Annotated in this window: 14 protein-coding genes; 8 read left to right on the forward strand and 6 right to left on the reverse strand. The window is 29.7% G+C overall.

Annotation, left to right across the window (positions count from 1 at the left end; all coding sequences use genetic code 11):
- Positions 1 to 15: 15 nt before the first annotated feature.
- The 7 genes from ACREWB_RS16375 (at position 16) to ACREWB_RS16405 (ending at position 7,829) form a co-directional block, all read left to right on the forward strand.
- Entirely contained in the window at positions 16 to 3,018 is a 3,003-nt protein-coding gene (locus tag ACREWB_RS16375; RefSeq protein ID WP_431548534.1) for a Tn3 family transposase, read from the forward strand.
- A gap of 101 nt (positions 3,019 to 3,119) precedes the next feature.
- Complete coding sequence (locus ACREWB_RS16380) at positions 3,120 to 3,329, forward strand: glycoside hydrolase family protein (protein ID WP_431548844.1); 210 nt, start codon at positions 3,120 to 3,122, stop codon at positions 3,327 to 3,329.
- Between the two features lie 227 nt (positions 3,330 to 3,556).
- On the forward strand, positions 3,557 to 4,081 hold the full coding sequence (locus tag ACREWB_RS16385) for a sigma-70 family RNA polymerase sigma factor (RefSeq protein WP_431548535.1): 525 nt from the start codon (positions 3,557 to 3,559) through the stop codon (positions 4,079 to 4,081).
- Between the two features lie 33 nt (positions 4,082 to 4,114).
- On the forward strand, positions 4,115 to 4,351 hold the full coding sequence (locus tag ACREWB_RS16390; protein WP_431548536.1) for a BhlA/UviB family holin-like peptide: 237 nt from the start codon (positions 4,115 to 4,117) through the stop codon (positions 4,349 to 4,351).
- A gap of 73 nt (positions 4,352 to 4,424) precedes the next feature.
- Positions 4,425 to 4,658: a hypothetical protein gene (locus ACREWB_RS16395; RefSeq protein WP_431548845.1), complete on the forward strand. Its 234-nt coding sequence runs from the start codon at positions 4,425 to 4,427 to the stop codon at positions 4,656 to 4,658.
- 205 nt (positions 4,659 to 4,863) lie between these two features.
- Positions 4,864 to 7,071, forward strand: coding sequence for a DUF3289 family protein (locus ACREWB_RS16400; protein ID WP_431548537.1), 2,208 nt, complete (start codon positions 4,864 to 4,866; stop codon positions 7,069 to 7,071).
- A gap of 101 nt (positions 7,072 to 7,172) precedes the next feature.
- Entirely contained in the window at positions 7,173 to 7,829 is a 657-nt protein-coding gene (locus ACREWB_RS16405) for a hypothetical protein (RefSeq protein WP_431548538.1), read from the forward strand.
- 877 nt (positions 7,830 to 8,706) lie between these two features.
- Here the strand turns inward: ACREWB_RS16405 and ACREWB_RS16410 are convergent.
- The 6 genes from ACREWB_RS16410 to ACREWB_RS16435 all read right to left on the reverse strand — a co-directional run bounded on the left by ACREWB_RS16410 (position 8,707) and on the right by ACREWB_RS16435 (position 15,356).
- Entirely contained in the window at positions 8,707 to 9,258 is a 552-nt protein-coding gene (locus tag ACREWB_RS16410) for a hypothetical protein (RefSeq protein WP_431548539.1), read from the reverse strand.
- 215 nt (positions 9,259 to 9,473) lie between these two features.
- Positions 9,474 to 9,794 carry a hypothetical protein gene (locus ACREWB_RS16415; RefSeq protein WP_431548540.1) on the reverse strand — a complete coding sequence of 107 codons (321 nt, stop codon included), beginning with the start codon at positions 9,792 to 9,794 and terminating at the stop codon, positions 9,474 to 9,476.
- A 171-nt stretch (positions 9,795 to 9,965) separates the two neighbouring features.
- The gene (locus tag ACREWB_RS16420) at positions 9,966 to 10,544 is read right to left on the reverse strand and encodes a recombinase family protein (RefSeq protein WP_431548541.1); all 579 of its coding nucleotides are present in this window, start codon (positions 10,542 to 10,544) and stop codon (positions 9,966 to 9,968) included.
- Between the two features lie 422 nt (positions 10,545 to 10,966).
- Positions 10,967 to 11,380, reverse strand: a complete 414-nt coding sequence (locus ACREWB_RS16425; protein ID WP_431548542.1) for a hypothetical protein — start codon at positions 11,378 to 11,380, stop codon at positions 10,967 to 10,969.
- Between the two features lie 56 nt (positions 11,381 to 11,436).
- The gene (locus tag ACREWB_RS16430; protein ID WP_431548543.1) at positions 11,437 to 12,309 is read right to left on the reverse strand and encodes a transposase; all 873 of its coding nucleotides are present in this window, start codon (positions 12,307 to 12,309) and stop codon (positions 11,437 to 11,439) included.
- A gap of 77 nt (positions 12,310 to 12,386) precedes the next feature.
- A complete protein-coding gene (locus ACREWB_RS16435; protein WP_431548544.1) occupies positions 12,387 to 15,356 on the reverse strand; it encodes a DEAD/DEAH box helicase in 2,970 nt (989 codons plus the stop codon).
- Between the two features lie 340 nt (positions 15,357 to 15,696).
- On the opposite strand from ACREWB_RS16435, the gene ACREWB_RS16440 reads away from it, so the two are divergent.
- The gene (locus tag ACREWB_RS16440; RefSeq protein ID WP_431548545.1) at positions 15,697 to 16,725 is read left to right on the forward strand and encodes a resuscitation-promoting factor; all 1,029 of its coding nucleotides are present in this window, start codon (positions 15,697 to 15,699) and stop codon (positions 16,723 to 16,725) included.
- Positions 16,726 to 16,841 lie beyond the last annotated feature (116 nt).

Genomic DNA, 16,841 nt, shown 5'->3' on the forward strand with positions numbered 1-16,841 from the left:
ATAAGGGGTTTTAAAATGCCAGTTGAGTTTTTAACTAAGGACCAAGAATTATTATATGGAAAATTCACAGAGAAACCATCATTAGAACAGTTAACAAAATATTTTTGGTTGGATGACGAAGATCTTAGGATTATTTTTCAGCATAGAAATGATTATAATCGCTTAGGATTTGCTATACAACTTGGAACGGTAAGATTCTTAGGAACTTTCTTATCTAATCCTATTAATATTCCTAAAAACGTAATTGTGTATGTTTCGCAACAGCTGAAAATTGCTGAGGAATCTATCTTGATGTATACTTCAAATAAAAACATTCAAAATCATAGAAAAGAAATATGTATATTATATGGATATCATGACTTTACAGAAGAACCATATCATTGGAGACTAGTGCGGTGGCTATATACAAGAGCCTGGATTACATCTGAGCGACCAAGTATACTTTTTGACCTTACAACTGCTAGATGCATTGAACAAAAAACTTTATTACCTGGTGTAACCGTTATGGCAAGACTTATTGCCCAAGTAAGAGATAGAGCCACTTCTCGTCTATTGAGTGAACTTTTAAAACTTCCTAATGAAAATCAAATAAAAATATTAGAAAGTCTTCTTTTAGTAGACGAAAAAGATAAAAAGTCTAAATTAGATGTGTTAAGACAACCACCAACAACTGTTTCAATTACAGGAATTATAAAAGCTATTGAACGTTTTGAAGAAATACACTCATTAGGTGCTGACAATTGGAATATCTCTAAAATACCAATGGGTAGAATAATTATACTTGCTAGATATGCAGCTACTGCAAAGATTCAAACAATAGCTCGTATGAGCTATGAAAGACGAAATGCTACAATAGTAGCATTTGCTATTATTTTTAATATAAGTGCTCAAGATGATATGATTGATGTAGTAGAACAATTTCTAACTGAACTATTTAAACGTTCTAACCGTAAAGAACAAAAAACTAGACTTAGAACTATTAAAGATTTAGATTTATCAGCAAGGCGGCTTAAAGAAGTATGTAGTTTACTCCTTGATGAAAATATTTCAGATATAGATATGCGTTTAGCTATATTTTCTATAATTTCAAAAGAAGACTTAAATAGAGCAGTACAGACAGTAGCTAAGCTAACCAATCCACCTGAACAAACTGTTGCTTTCGATGAATTATTTAGTAACTATGGTGTCGTTAGAAGATTTTTGCCTAAATTTTTGTTAGTTACACAGTTTAAAGCCACTTCAGCAGCACAATCCATATTAAATGCATGGAATTTTTTAAAAAATAATGAGAATAGAAAGGGGAAAAGTAAATATGCAAATGCTCCGTTAGATGGTATTTCAAAATCATGGAAAGACCCTATTATGAAATCTAAAAATAGAATAAGTTCTTGTGGTTATACATTTTGGGTCATAGAGCAGCTACTTGAAGCTTTAAAAAATCATGATATATATATTGAAAATAGTAACCGTTATGGAGACACAAGAACAAAGCTTTTACAGGGTAAAGTCTGGGAAACTCAACGACCTCATATATTGAGAACTCTTGATTGGAAATTCTCTGCTGAAGAATCACTAAAGCCATTATCAGAAGATTTAGATAAAGCTTATAGACAAACTGCTGAAAGGTGGAATGTTAATCCAAACGTAAAAATAGAAACTTTTGACGGAAAAGATAGGCTTATATTGTCACCACTTGATAAACTTGAAGAATCTAAATCACTAAAACAATTAAGAAAAAAAGTTCAGGCACTTATTCCTAATACTGATTTACCTGAACTTATACTTGAAGTTATTAGTTGGACGGGTATGACTGAAGCGTTTACTCATATAAGTGAAGGTAATTCAAGGGTTGAAGATCTTGATGTAAGTATATGCGCAGTTCTTATAGTTCAAGCATGTAATATCGGAATTGAAACTGTAGTACAAAGAGGGATTCCAGCTCTTGAATATGATAGGCTTAAATGGGTAGAACAAAACTATTTCCGCGCAGAAACGTTAACAAAAGCCAATGCTAAATTAGTAGAATATAATTCTAATTTAAAATTAGCTCAAATTTGGGGTGGTGGCGAAGTTGCATCAGCTGATGGACTACGCTTTGTAACTCCTGTTAAAACAACTACATCAAGAGCCAATTCTAAATATTTTGGAAGAGGACGTGGTGTAACCTACTATAACTTTGTAAGTGATCAATTTACAGGTTTTCATGGAATAGTTATTCCAGGAACATTAAGAGATTCTATGTATCTCATAGAAGGAATACTTGAGCAACAAACAATATTAAAACCTAAAGAAATAATGACAGATACTGCCGGGTATAGTGATATTGTATTTGGTCTATTTGGATTACTTGGCTATCAATTTAGTCCGCGTATTGCGGATATAGGAAGGTCTACATTCTGGAAACTTGATACTACTGCTGATTATGGAATACTAAATAAACTTGCAAAAGGTAAAATTCGCAAGGATATTATTGGCAGGTATTGGGATGATATGCTTAGAATTGCTGGTTCCTTAAAAATGGGAGTAGTAAGTCCAACTGAACTTATTCAAACATTACAACGTAATGGAAAACCAACAATGTTAGGGAAATCGATAGGAGAATTTGGACGTATTTATAAAACTCAATATTTGCTTACTTATGTTGATGATGAAGGATATCGTCGCAAAATATTAACACAATTAAATAGAGGAGAATCACGTCATAACCTTGCTAGAGCAGTGTTTTACGGTAAGAAAGGAGAATTACACCAAGCATATAGAGAAGGTCAGGAAGATCAACTAGGTGCGCTAGGACTTGTTGTTAATGCAATCATTGTGTGGAATACAAGATATATGGAATTAGCTATTGAAGATTTACGCAAATCCTATGAATGTGTATATGTTGATGATATAAAGAGGTTGTCACCACTAGGATATGAACATATTAATATCATGGGTAAATATTCATTTGAAATATCAGAAGAAATAAAAAAAGGTATGTTAAGATCTTTGCTTACTTTAGAAACTGAAATAGAATAAATTTAATATGGGAACAGTTACTAAGTATAGTGTATTATTAGCTATTACCATATTTTTACACGCTTATAGCCGTTTTCTGTTCCATTACTACCTGTACCCCTATATGCAGTTTTGCATATAACTGTGGTACTTCGGGATTATTTAGTTCAACACTGTATAAAAAAAATTGTACTGGAATTAGAGACGATTCATTGAAAGAAAACTTTGAAGCGTGGTCTCATGGTAATGGTCAACTTATACAGGGTTTATTAAATAGACGTAACGCTGAGTATAATATGTTTATGTATGGAAATTATACAGGAAATTTGTAGATCTATGTATATATGAATAATACACCCACCATTATCGTAAATAAATAATACAAATAAAAAACCATTGATATGATTTAATCATATCAATGGTTTTTTATTTGTATTAAGAGTAATTGTTTACCTACCCTAACTTATATTGATATAGCTGACATAGAGATAACATGCATTTGGTTTACAATTTTATAATAATCTCCTTTTTAATTATAAGAATACAGAAGGAGATTATTATGGAAAATAAATTAATGGATCTTATTTTAAAATATAAACAAGGAGATAAAGATAATATTCTAGAAATTATAAATGATTTTATGCCTTTGCTAAAAAAATATAGTAGAAAATTGTCATATGACGGAGCAGATTCCGATTTAATTATAGCGCTTATAAAAATAGTGGAAGCATACCCTATTTATAAAAATAACAAAGCCAGTAAGGAATGTGTAATTGTTTCGTATATAGCAACATCTATACGTCATGAATATATAAGATTATCAAAAAAAAATTATAAAATTACCATAAACGAAATGGAACTAAACGATAATATCTATTTAATTCAAAATAACAATAACAATGGAAGCATGCTATTTGTAAACGAATTATTGGACAAGCTCCCGATTAAACAGAAACGATTACTTAGATATTTATTTGTAAATGAGTTTACCGAAGCAGAATTAGCTTTAAAATTTGCTGTATCGAGGCAATATATTAATAAGGTAAAGAGAAAAGCCTTAAGTAGCCTGAAACAATATGTTTGATACTAAAATTAATAATAAAAGGAGGTGAAATTTATGGGAACAGATATTGTTAAAATAGCTTCATCCCAAGGAATATGGGCTACACTCTCTGTTTTCCTTGTCTTTTATATTTTGAAAACACAAGAAAAACGAGATATAAAACAAGATGAAAGAGAACAAAACTATCAAAATATAGTTTCAAAACTCACTAACAAATTTAATATTGTAGACACCATAAAAAAAGATTTACAGGAAATTAAAGAGTATATGATTCAAAAAAAAAATATCTAAATTTCCAATTAATCATATTATTTTATTAATAATTAGCTATTACAATTAATAATAAGGAAGGAGTTTGTATAAAATGATAAAGGAATTATTTCAAATAAAAAAATTAATAACATTGTTGCTTACTCTAGTCTTTTGTTATCTAGCTGTTATTAGAATAATCACATCTGATCAATACCTTACGGTATTTAGTTTAGTAATTGCTTTTTATTTCGGACAGTCCACTGTTAGACAAGCTGTTTCAGAAAGCTCTGAACGAACAGTTAACCCTGTTGCAGATAGTACAAAAATAATGAATGATATTAAATAGTAATACCTTTTTAATTGCCTTGAAATTAAAAGGAGTTGTAAATTTATTTACGACTCTTTTATGATGCAATTTAAGTCCCCTATGTGGCTTTAAATATTTAATTCACAATAACTAAAATTTATAAATATGTTTATACAGGTTTACAATTACAACTATTTTTTCTTTGTATTGTATGTAAATAAAAAAAGAAAAGAGGTTGTATAAAATGGATTTAATGGTTCAAAGTGTTCAAAAATGGGTAAATGCTACTTATAAAGGTAACTCAGGCTACACGCCTGTAACAGAAGATGGCATAACAGGGGGTACAACAGAAGCTGCTTTAATAACTGCTCTACAAATTGAAATAGGCATTTCATCACCCGATGGTGTTTTTGGACCATCAACGAAATTAGCATGCCCGACATTACCAAGTACAGGTGCTCCAAAGAATATAATTTATATAATCCAAGGGGCGCTATATTGTAAGGGATATAATCCAAATGGACTTGATGGGGGATATGGCAATGGCGTTATAACTGCTATAAAGAAGTTTCAGTCTGATGCTGGACTTACAACTCAAGATGGTATTACAAGCCCTATGATTTTTCAAGCACTATTAAATACCGATGCATTTGTATTAATTTCAAATGGAGATTCGAATATTCGAACCGTTCAGAAAAATCTTAATCGAGATTATAATAGTATAATTGGATTAATGCCTTGTGACGGTGTATATTCGCGTTCAACCAATGTAGCTTTAATAAAGGCATTACAACATGAACAAGGAAATTCGCCTGATGGTATATGGGGTGTAAATACCATGAATGCATGTCCAACAGTTCCTGGAAGTAATTCCACTCAAAAATTCATACTACTTCTTCAATATGCCTTATATTGTAACGGTTTTGATCCAAATGGTTTTGATGGTTTATTTGGCGCCGGACTTGAAACAGCGATAACAAATTTTCAATATTTTTCAGGCCTAACTGCAGATGGTTATTCAGGTGGTCAAACCTGGGCATCACTTTTAGTTAGTACTGGAGATAACACTAGGAGAGGTACAGCTTGTGATTGTGCTACAACTATCACATCAGAAAAAGCTGCAACCCTTAAAAATAATGGTTATGAAATAGTTGGAAGATATCTAACCGGAAACTATAAAATGACGTCAACTGAGTTACAAACTATATTTGCTAGTGGACTCAAGGTTTTCCCAATATATGAAACATCTGGAACCTATTTATCTGATTTCTCAACAGGTCAAGGAATATTAGATGCAAACTTAGCTATAAATGCTTCAAGGGATTTAGGTTTTGATTCTGAAACAATAATCTATTTTGCAGTTGACTACGATGCAATTGATTCTGATATTGATAGTAATATTATGGACTACTTTAAAGCAATTAATGACGAATTTAATAAACTTATTTTTACGAAATACAAAATAGGAATCTATGGTCCTAGGAATGTATGCAGTCGAATTAAAGCAGTCGGATATTCTAATAGTAGTTTTGTATGTGATATGTCTACTGGATTTAGTGGAAATCTTGGCTACTCTCTTCCAAATGATTGGGCTTTTGATCAAATAGCTACTATTACTATTGGAAGTGGGACTGGAGCAATAGAAATTGATAATAATATATGTTCTGGTAAGGATATTGGAGTTTCAAAAACAAATATTAATGCATTAATATTTCAATCAGCGAGAAAAAAAGGCTTAGATGATAATGGGTATCCAGCAGACGATATGAAGATAAATGATTTTACAAAAGATGAATTACTTGCAATCAACTCAGTATTTCAGTATCAACTTGATGAATCCAATGATCCAGAAATTCTTTTTAGCGAGTGGAAGGACATGTCAACATCTTTATTTTCACAAGGGGAAATGGAAGATGTTATTTTAGACATGATTAATCACTTTAAGAGCGGAGAAGGAACCGATTATAGAAACTCCGTATTAACAAAAAATGTAAGCGATCATGAATCAACAATAACTTTTATCGCACAAGTTAAAGATGCTTTAATCAATGAATTAGTTAAAAATGGTGGCAATTTATTAGCCTTAGAGTATAATATAATGAATAGTAATAATCCACTATATAGTTATCTCAAAGCTAATGCAAATCTTCCAGTATTTAATTTGCCAGGGGATATTCTCGGAGGACTTACAATAACTATAAATGATACATGGGGTAATAACGTAGAAGTAAGAAATTATTCAGTTGATGATAATATATTTAGAGGAACTTTACATTTTAATATTTATGATCATTTTGGTTTAGACCTACCAGATGTTGAAAAAATATATGTTGATTTAGCAGGTTTTAGATCTTGGTTCGTATTACAGCATTATGATCAATATATTGGAAAATATAAACCGTTTGCAACAGTGATGGAAATTGATGTTCCGTTTGAAGGGATATTGTTTTAAAAAGATAATATGGCAAGGAATGAAGATAGTATTAGAAAGACTTAAAGTGAAACTTTAAGTCTTTCTGTTTATCGTAAAATAAATTGATAAAGGAGAAAAATATGAACATCAAGAAATTCAAAAAATACATATCTTTTTTAATAATTATACTTGGAATATTTTTGTGCGGTTACATATATTTCATAAATAATACTGAGTATAAACCACCTTACTGTTATTCGGGTAGTACAGTAGGTTATTTTAATGATGAACATAATGGTACTAAATTGGGGAAGAGTGATTGGGATATTCAATACATTGTTGAGCCTTTGGACCAAAGTAATTTTTCTTCACCCAGATTGTTTAATAATAATGGTAAATTAAATGTACTAGACTCCTACAAAATGAACATCACAGGGATATCTTCAAATGATACCCCTTATCAGGGAAAGGTTTATTTACATTATAATGGAGATAATTCTAACTTAATTGAGCAAATCTCAAAAACACAGATTGCTATTAATTGGGGATTAGCAGGTGACCCCTTCACAACAAGTGGATTTTATGATGTAGAAACTAGTGGGTTACTGGACAGTTCAAAACAAATTATCTACGATTATCTTCCCAATGATAACTTTACACCTCATAAGATTGCTACAATGTATTTTGAACTTCAATTAACATTATTGGATGATACGAAGGTCAGATATTTTGGTTATATTTCAGCAGGGCCAAAAAGTATTTTTAATTTTGAATATCTAATGAAACGACATTTCTGATAATTATTCAGGGTTAATCTTTATAATAATAAAAAATATATTTGGAGTAAGGCAAAATTTATGTGCTACAGCTATAAGACAATATATGCCTCTAAATATGGGTAGGGCAACGATTTATATGATTGCCCTACCCATATATGAGTTTTCATAATTATGTAGAGCTTGATAGCGCAATAATTAAAGCTATAGAAGAAAAGGTAAACCAGCCGTTGATTTTAAAACTATTGAGGAGGTTGTGCCCTGAGATGCATTTGTAATTTTAAGGAAAATACAAGTTAAGATATTTATTACCAAAAGAGTCTTTTATCAAAACATTCTGACTTAAAATTAATACTGGTATAACCATTTTGGTAATAAATATATTAACTTATAAAATCCGCGTTTCGCGAGCACTATCCCTATATCACAAAATTTTAAAATTAAACTAAATAAACACATAAAAATATTAACGAAAGTAACACAATGGTAATTGTGTTACTTTCACTTTGGGGGTATTGCCCATTCCTTATTTTTTCGAATTTGAATGTAACATAATGAGTTAAATTGCTACGTTCAATGTACTACAAATGATTGAAGCAGCTCCGCCTTAAATGCTCTCTTCATATTTATTAATTAATTTATAGAATGTAGTTTTCTTTAATTACAGTATTTTCATAAAAGTGTATAGGCATCAAAACGTGTAAATTATACTCTCTAACTGGTGTCCAATGGTAACCGCAGCTAAAATATGATGATAATTATAAGTAATCATAACAAAAAAGGCTATCACCTTGTTAGTGTGCCTTTTGTGAAGATTGTGAATAACCCTTTTATATTTATCAATTCAAAACAGTGTTCATTTAAAAAACATCTTTGTACCCACATCTTCCTTATCTTTTTATTTTCTTAATTTAAAAAAATTACTTTCACTATTTTTTACTAAACAGATGGTATTGTCAATAGAAATCACTAAATTACCATCCTCTTTTAATTGTTTTATATGTTTTTTATCTATAATTAGTTTATCTAGTTTACCTTTTATTGTATACACCCCTATAAGCTTGTTTTCTAAATTTTTATCATAAATATTATAAAAGTATAAGTCACTTGGGAGTGCAGACTGTTTTTTACATACTATATACAATCTACTCTTCTTGCTAATATTTAAACTATATTTTGATATGTTATTGGTACTCCAATATATAGATAAGCTTGCTGTGAACATAAAGATGATAAGTACAAGACCTACAAATGTAGAAAATGTTTTGTTTACCAAAAAAAACTTTTCATAATAAAGTTTTATAAATAGTAATAATATAGAAAAAAATAATACTGCAATAAAGTAAGATACTGCACCTTTTAGTGTTAAATCAATAAAGTTAATATTGTTTAAAATTATAAACAATATTAACAATAAAAAAATAGAAAATATTATATTTTTATTGTTCATAATTTCTCCTAAATAAATATATTTTTTTAAAATCATTTGTTGATTAATAGATAAAATTTTTATATACCAATTTTATCTCATTTATATAAATTATAGTTAGTTCACGATTTCTAACGATTGTTCATTTATCGTATTTTTAAGACAGATGAACAATATAAGAAAGATGCGACTTATAAACGCCTAAAGATTATCTTAATAATATTCATACTAAAAGGTCAATTTTTTTTCTGTATCTTAATCCTAAAGAAAATAAAGCTCTCACAAATAGCATAAAAAATCAAAACAATAATCCCTATTGGCATTTCATTGATAATCTGTCCTGTTTTTTGATTCCCCATATAAATAAGATGAATTGCAGGTAATGCTCCCAATAATCCTCCCCAAAACCTGTCTTTGCTTAAAAAGATACCCGCAGCTAAAAACAAAAGCAACCAAATTATGACAACAGGCGAAATAGCCCCAACGTTACCGATTGCTAACAAACCATAAAGAACTGTAAAAATAATTACTGGTATATAAAACACTATTTTTTTCATCTGAATCCTCCTCTAAATATAATTAATTGATACGCAACTTTTAACGACTGTGAAACAACTCTAAGTAAGTTATACCATTATATACAACAATTAACTACTTTTCAGGATATTTGATCGGTAAATTCTGGTATCTAACCTAATAATCAATCCATAATAAAAAAAGAAGGTATCTTATTTACCCTCTTCATACTGATTAATTAATTTATAAAATGTAGTTTTCTTTAAACCTAATATTTTCATAACATTAACACCACATATATCACCATCTTGCATCATTTTATAATATCTTTCCCATAGCTTAGGATACTCTATAGACTTACGTCCTTTGTACTTACCTTCCGTTACTGCAATTGCTATGCCTTCCATCTGTCTATCCTTTAGGTAGTCACGTTCAAGTTGTGCAACTGCTCCGAATATAGTTAACATAAACATGCCTGTTGGTGTGGTAGTGTCTATTGCTTCTTTAAGAGATACAAATATAACACCTTTATTATTCAATTTTTCTATTAATTCTATAAGATCTTTTGTATTCCTTGCAAATCTACTAATACTATCTACAACTAATTTATCACCACTTTTTAGTGTAGCCATCATATTATTTAATACTGGTCTGTCTGTTACATTCTTACCACTGACCTTCTCAATATAAACATGATCCAATGGAACATGATATTCTTTAGCTTTTACCTCTTGTCTAATTGTATTTTGTTCTTTACTTGATATCCTAATATAAAAATATGTTTTTCTCATATATAAACACCTCATTAGATAATTATATATAACAGTTCGTTTAAAGTCAATATCTTTGACGAACTGTTTTAAGGCATTTTTTTCACCATATAATGCCACTTTGAAGGCTATTCGTTAACGTTCGTCTGCGGTATACTCCAAACGAACGCTTTGTTAATTTAATCAAAATCAAAACTAATTATAAAAATAAGTTGATCTATAAATTCATCAACTTTTTATGCTCCAATATTTTTCATACTAACAGAATCTAAATTTTTATAAGATTTAAATCCACACCCCCTGTAGGGAGCATCAGCAAAAATGATACTGTAAATATTCTTGAAAATATATATGCCACCCAGAAATAATTAAGGGTGGCATATAGACCAATTCAAAGGGTATGTTGCTTGTAAAACCTAGTTATTCCAATGTTGTTTTACATATTATTCCACTTGCGTTATAAGTCTCCTCATAACATCTCTTAATTTCACTTCAATAATATTTTCTGGAGCTATGATTATAACTAATCTTATTGCATTATCTGATTTATCCCATTCGTAAGACTTAATGTCCATAATAGCACCCTCTGGAACATATTCTTCAATATCCATTGCGATTTCTTCTGCCAGCGAAAGATATTCTTCAAATAATTCATCTTCAGTCAATTCATTTAAATTACAATCTTCTTCCATTAAGTCATTTAAGATATCTATTGTTACACTTAAATTGAAAGCTAATGTGTCCTCTCTCTTTGTACCTTTGCTCATGTCTTTAAGAACTTTAAATTCTGTATTCTCTTCAATTGTTTTTTTTATATCATTACTATCTACCATTTCATTATTAAATTCTACATACATATTTATATCTCCTTTTGGTGCCCCCCCTTTAGTGCCACCCACGTGGCAAGTGGCATCTATATTATTTTATTTCTAGAAATCAACTTACTTATAGTTGAAGGTGCTGCATTAAGGAAATCTGCTATTTCTTTCAAAGAATAGCATTGTTCTAGCGCACTTTTTATAATCACAAGCTTTACAGAAGTTAAGCAAGGCTTTCTATTTACATTTCTAATAGATAATAGCATATTTTCATCTATATTGAGATTCACAATTATTTCATCTAATGTAGTACGTTTTGGTTTTGCAATATTGCAGTTGTCATTATTATTATTATTTAAAAAGAATGCTTCTTCCATGTTTAATTCTTGTTTTATTATTTCATAATCTTTGTCATTATCACTTGTATGACCAATTGTACTGACCAATTTAAAATACTTTTCATGGGATAACTTTTTACAATTTCCTAGCATATTTAATATAAAGTCTATATTAACATGCGATTTTATGTAATGATTATAAAAATAATGACTACTCCATCTATACTCATTTATATCATTACATATATGTGCTTTCACAGGATTTCTATGTATATACCGTAAAAGCCAGATTAAATAAGCGTCTGTCTCAACTAATTTACATCTATATCTGCTATCAAATGCGTGTCCTGTTCTACCTAATTTTGTATTAACATATTTACCCAGTAGATTATTAATGAAAAACATAATAGTACTTATATCTGTCTTGTTAGTCTTTATTAAAAAATGATAGTGATTATCCATAATCACATATGCAAGAAGCTCATAGTCAAATTTCTTATTATACTCTTTTAGATACTTCAAAATAAAAGTTTTTATATTATCATCTTCAAATATAAATTCCTTGTTATTTCCTCTCTGATAAATGTGATAAACTGCCCCTTCATATATAACAATGTTCTTCCTTGACATTTAGTTCACTCCCATATACTTTTTATCTAAAATATTAACATCTAGATAAAAAAATATACACTTATACAAGTTGTAAACTACAACTTGCCACTTGCCACGTGGGTGGCACCACTGAAAATCTCCAACAGTTCCTCTTTTGTAAGTTTTCCTAAAACATTGCTATTTTTAAGTTCCCCTGTAATTACACTGTCTATTAAATCTTTTTTATCCTCTTGAAGAAGAATTATTTTTTCTTCTATGGTTCCCTTGGCAACTAACTTAATTACTTCTACTACATTCCTCTGGCCAATTCTATGAGCTCTATCTGTTGCTTGATCCTCTACTGCGGGGTTCCACCAAGGGTCAAAATGAATAACTAGGTTTGCCGAGGTTAAGTTGAGACCTGTCCCCCCTGCCTTTAGTGAGATTAAAAACACTTTAGTATCAGGGCTCTCATTAAATTCATCTACCAATTTAATTCTATCTTGTGATTTTGTTTTACCATCCAAGTAAAGATAGGGTATTCCTTTAATCTTTAAATTTTCTCCTATTTTTTTAAGTGCAGATGTAAATTGAGAAAATAGTAACACCTTTCCATCTGAATCTATATGTTTCTCAATAAGCTCTATTGCTACTTTTAGCTTTCCACTTCCACCTTTGTAATCATCTATTACAAGTGATGGATCTAAACAAATTTGTCTGAGTCTTGTTAAATACGAAAAAACTTGTATTCTACCATCGTCATTTTTCATTTTGTCCCTGACAGTTTTGATATAAGATTTATATACAGCCTTTTGAGTGGCTGTCATTTCAACTATAAATTTCTTTTCTATTTTATCTGGTAATTCTTTCATTACTTCCTTTTTAGTTCTTCTTAAAAGAAATGGTTTAATGAGTAATTTAAGTTCTTCTAAATCCCCTTTCCTTGTAATTATATATTTAGATTCAAAAACTTCTTTAGAATATAAATAATCCGGCATTATAAAATCAAAAATAGACCACAGTTCCGTTAAATTATTTTCCATAGGAGTGCCCGTTAACGCAAATTTCACGTGCGCTTTAACTTCTTTTATGACTTTTGTGTTTTGCGTTAAATAATTTTTTATGTTTTGAGCTTCATCTATAATACAATTATCAAAAACAACATCTTTGTACTTATCTATGTCCATTCTTAAAGTTCCATAAGTCGTTAATATTACATCATAATCCTTTAAATTTTCTATTACTTTATGTCTATTCTTCTTTTCTCCATGCACAATAGCCACCTTTAAACTAGGTGCGAATTTCTGAAGTTCTGCCTTCCAATTATAAATAAGGGATGTTGGACTTGCAATAATAGTTTTTTTATTTTCCTGTGATAATAAAAAAGCTATAATTTGAATTGTTTTACCAAGACCCATTTCATCTGCGAGTATCCCTCCAAACCCTAATGAACACAATCTTTTAAGCCATCTAAAACCATCAATTTGATATTCTCTAAGTGTGGCCTTTAAGTTTATCGGTACACTTATATCCCTGTTATTTATATCAAGTAATATATCTTCTATATTTTTTAACACTTCAGTACCTTTTATAAAGCCGATTTTACTGTTTTTTATCTTGTCATTTAAATATAAGGCCTTATTTTTGTCTATTTGTATTGAACCTGTTTCCATTTTTTCATCAGAATTTAATATTAATATTAAATCTAAAAAGCTCTTAACTCCCTCATCTTCAAAATCAAGGAAATTATTATTCCTTGTTTTATAACATGTTTTTTTTAGCTTGAAATCTGAAAGAAGACTATTTAATTCCGTATTTTCAACGTTATTTATACCGTAAGAAAACTCATAGTAACCATCCTTTTCTTCCACCATAGCATAAGTAGCCCTGTTATCATATATTTCTCGGTGTTTAAAACTCTCCCCAAAGGTAACATTTCCTAGGCAATATAAACTTTTACCACTCTTACACAAGATGTTAAATAGTTCTGTATCCCCACCTGTAAAGATAAGCATCTCATCTTTTCTTTTAAAGCTATATTTTTCAACTTCCATAAGGATTTTCTGTTCTTCACTATAATTTCTTATAAGTGTATTTTTATTTTTATCAGCCGATGAAATGTTAATTTCCTCGTCACCATAATTCACTTTTACATCGCAATAAATATTATTTTCTATCTCATATATGTAAAACTCAGGTTTTATGAATTTAGCTGCAAAAGCTTTTACCTCTTCACTAATATGAATATCACTTGAAATACTACTTAAAAACGGAACAAGTTTGTTATAGTTCTCAATTCCCCTTAGGTATAGAATTTCACCCTTTACACTTAATTTTTTGTACATTGGAACATATTTTAGAGTTTGATCTTTTGATGGTAGATAAATCTTCCAATTAAACAAATATACATCATTCTTATCATTTAAAGATACTGGAAATTGCTTATGAGTTGTTAAAACAAAATATTTATCTCTAATTTTCAATGTAAAGTTCAGCGGTAAATTCTGCTGTAAAATAGGAGCTTCGAACTCAAATCCATCATAGTTAAACTTAGTTTTCTTATCTTTAATAGATGATAAACAAACTCTTAAGTCCCTAGGGTCAATTCTTGCTTTTTCATTATCTGCTGCGTAATGCCCTTCATAATAAGTTGGCCCCTTAGAAACTTTACGAATAAGTTTTACAATATTATTTGTTCCATGCTTATTTGAATCATTGTCTTTAATCACTTCTAGTTTTCTGCCTTCCATAGCAGTATTTTGGGCAGTTAAGTTAAAAAACCTATAGGCTGTAGCTGTTAAATGACTACACATAAATAAATAGTCTGCACTTGGACGTGCTTTAAAATCTTCACAAGTACAGTTTACCCCTTCTAGCCTTTTCTTTAATAAATTTATTTTTATATGAGTATTAAATTCACTGGATTTTGTTTCACTACTAACCAAGCCATAAACATGATATATATTATCTATTTTTTTGCCATTAATCTTAGTAACTAGACCATTATTTACAGCCTTTTGCCCTTCACTTCTCATACGATCTGAAGATGATTTAAATACTATACACTCTAACTCTTTTATTTTCAAAAAATCACCTCCATTTATATTGTACCATATGCAATGTAAGTTACATATTATATTCGATATTATAGAAAAACCCTAATTCTATGTTTTAAATCATAAAGTGTATTTTATTTATTCATGAGGTTCCCGTACATGTCTCAGATTGCATGTTAAAAGTAATAATTCCCATGAAGAGAAAAATGTGATATACTACCTTTACAATAATTTCCCATTTAAGAATTAGCATAGAAAATAAAATATAGGCATACACATACATTAATACGCTACCCCTATATTTTAAGAATCCGACATAAATTATTATACTGAAACTTATAATTAGGAGATGATTATTATAATTGAATTTTTGAAAGTAAAACGAAGAAAATTTATAATTGGATTTATGCTGCTTACCATATTGGTAGCTTCAACAGTTTTTGTTGGCTTTTCAAGAAAAAATATTACTGTGGTTGTAGATGGTAATCCAATTAAACTAGTAACTTACCAAAAAACTTTTGACCAAGCATTAAAGAAAGCCAATATAAGCATAGCCCTAAAAGATAAACTTGATAAAGCTTTAGATTCAAAAATAGTTAACAACGATATTATAACTATAAATCGAGCAGTATCTCTCAATGTATTAGTAGACAATGAAGAGCTTAGTATAACCTCTTCTGAAAAAGATGTTGCACAAATGTTAAACACAGAAAAAATAGTTTTAAGTCCTAATGATAAAGTTTTGCCATCACTAAAAACCAATATAACCAAAGGAATGGATGTTATCATAACAAGGGTTAAAACAGAAACATTAGAAGAAAAAAAACCTATAGATTTTAAAACAGTTATTACAAAGGATAAGACTGTATTAAAATCTCAAAAGAAGATTTCACAAAACGGAGTAAAAGGCGAAAAAAATATTAGCATAGATGTGACTTATGAAAACGGTAAAGAAGTAGCTAGAAAAGTTGTTAAAGAAACTATAGTTAAAAAACCTAAGAATAAAATAATAGTTCAGGGTACCATGTCACCAAAAACCATTTCCAGAGGAGACCTTCCCGAAATATCTACAAAAGCTGTTAATGTATCCGCTACTAACATTTCTGGAAAGACTTTTAGCATGAAAGCTACTGCCTATTGGGCGTTTAATGGAGTAAACAATACTTATACTGCTTCTGGAAGAAAGGCTGTAAGAAGTCCAAATGGCTTTAGTACCATAGCCGTAGACCCTAGGATTATACCTCTAGGAACAAAATTGTATGTTGCCGGTTATGGAAATGCCATAGCAGCTGACAAAGGTTCTGGGATAAAAGGAAACTATATAGATGTTTATTTTAATACGCGTGAGGAAGCTATTAATTGGGGTGTTAAATACTTAAAAGTAACTATCCTAGATTAATATTTTAAAACATCTTATATACCATCTACAACAAAACTGCCACAGATATAATATCTGTGGCAGTTTTGTTGTGTGTAATACGAATTTGTATTTATCTGTAGGTTTCACCATTATTT

This window comes from Clostridium sp., from assembly GCF_050717635.1.
In the GTDB taxonomy this organism is placed as follows: domain Bacteria; phylum Bacillota; class Clostridia; order Clostridiales; family Clostridiaceae; genus Clostridium_AD.

What these genes read in the sequence shown, in the direction of transcription:
- ACREWB_RS16375 (WP_431548534.1), top strand. Translation starts at nt 16, where the DNA reads ATGCCAGTTGAGTTTTTAACTAAGGACCAAGAATTATTATATGGAAAA.
- ACREWB_RS16385 (WP_431548535.1), top strand. Translation starts at nt 3,557, where the DNA reads ATGGAAAATAAATTAATGGATCTTATTTTAAAATATAAACAAGGAGAT.
- ACREWB_RS16390 (WP_431548536.1), top strand. Translation starts at nt 4,115, where the DNA reads ATGGGAACAGATATTGTTAAAATAGCTTCATCCCAAGGAATATGGGCT.
- ACREWB_RS16395 (WP_431548845.1), top strand. Translation starts at nt 4,425, where the DNA reads ATGATAAAGGAATTATTTCAAATAAAAAAATTAATAACATTGTTGCTT.
- ACREWB_RS16400 (WP_431548537.1), top strand. Translation starts at nt 4,864, where the DNA reads ATGGATTTAATGGTTCAAAGTGTTCAAAAATGGGTAAATGCTACTTAT.
- ACREWB_RS16405 (WP_431548538.1), top strand. Translation starts at nt 7,173, where the DNA reads ATGAACATCAAGAAATTCAAAAAATACATATCTTTTTTAATAATTATA.
- ACREWB_RS16410 (WP_431548539.1), bottom strand. Translation starts at nt 9,258, where the DNA reads ATGAACAATAAAAATATAATATTTTCTATTTTTTTATTGTTAATATTG.
- ACREWB_RS16415 (WP_431548540.1), bottom strand. Translation starts at nt 9,794, where the DNA reads ATGAAAAAAATAGTGTTTTATATACCAGTAATTATTTTTACAGTTCTT.
- ACREWB_RS16420 (WP_431548541.1), bottom strand. Translation starts at nt 10,544, where the DNA reads ATGAGAAAAACATATTTTTATATTAGGATATCAAGTAAAGAACAAAAT.
- ACREWB_RS16425 (WP_431548542.1), bottom strand. Translation starts at nt 11,380, where the DNA reads ATGTATGTAGAATTTAATAATGAAATGGTAGATAGTAATGATATAAAA.
- ACREWB_RS16430 (WP_431548543.1), bottom strand. Translation starts at nt 12,309, where the DNA reads ATGTCAAGGAAGAACATTGTTATATATGAAGGGGCAGTTTATCACATT.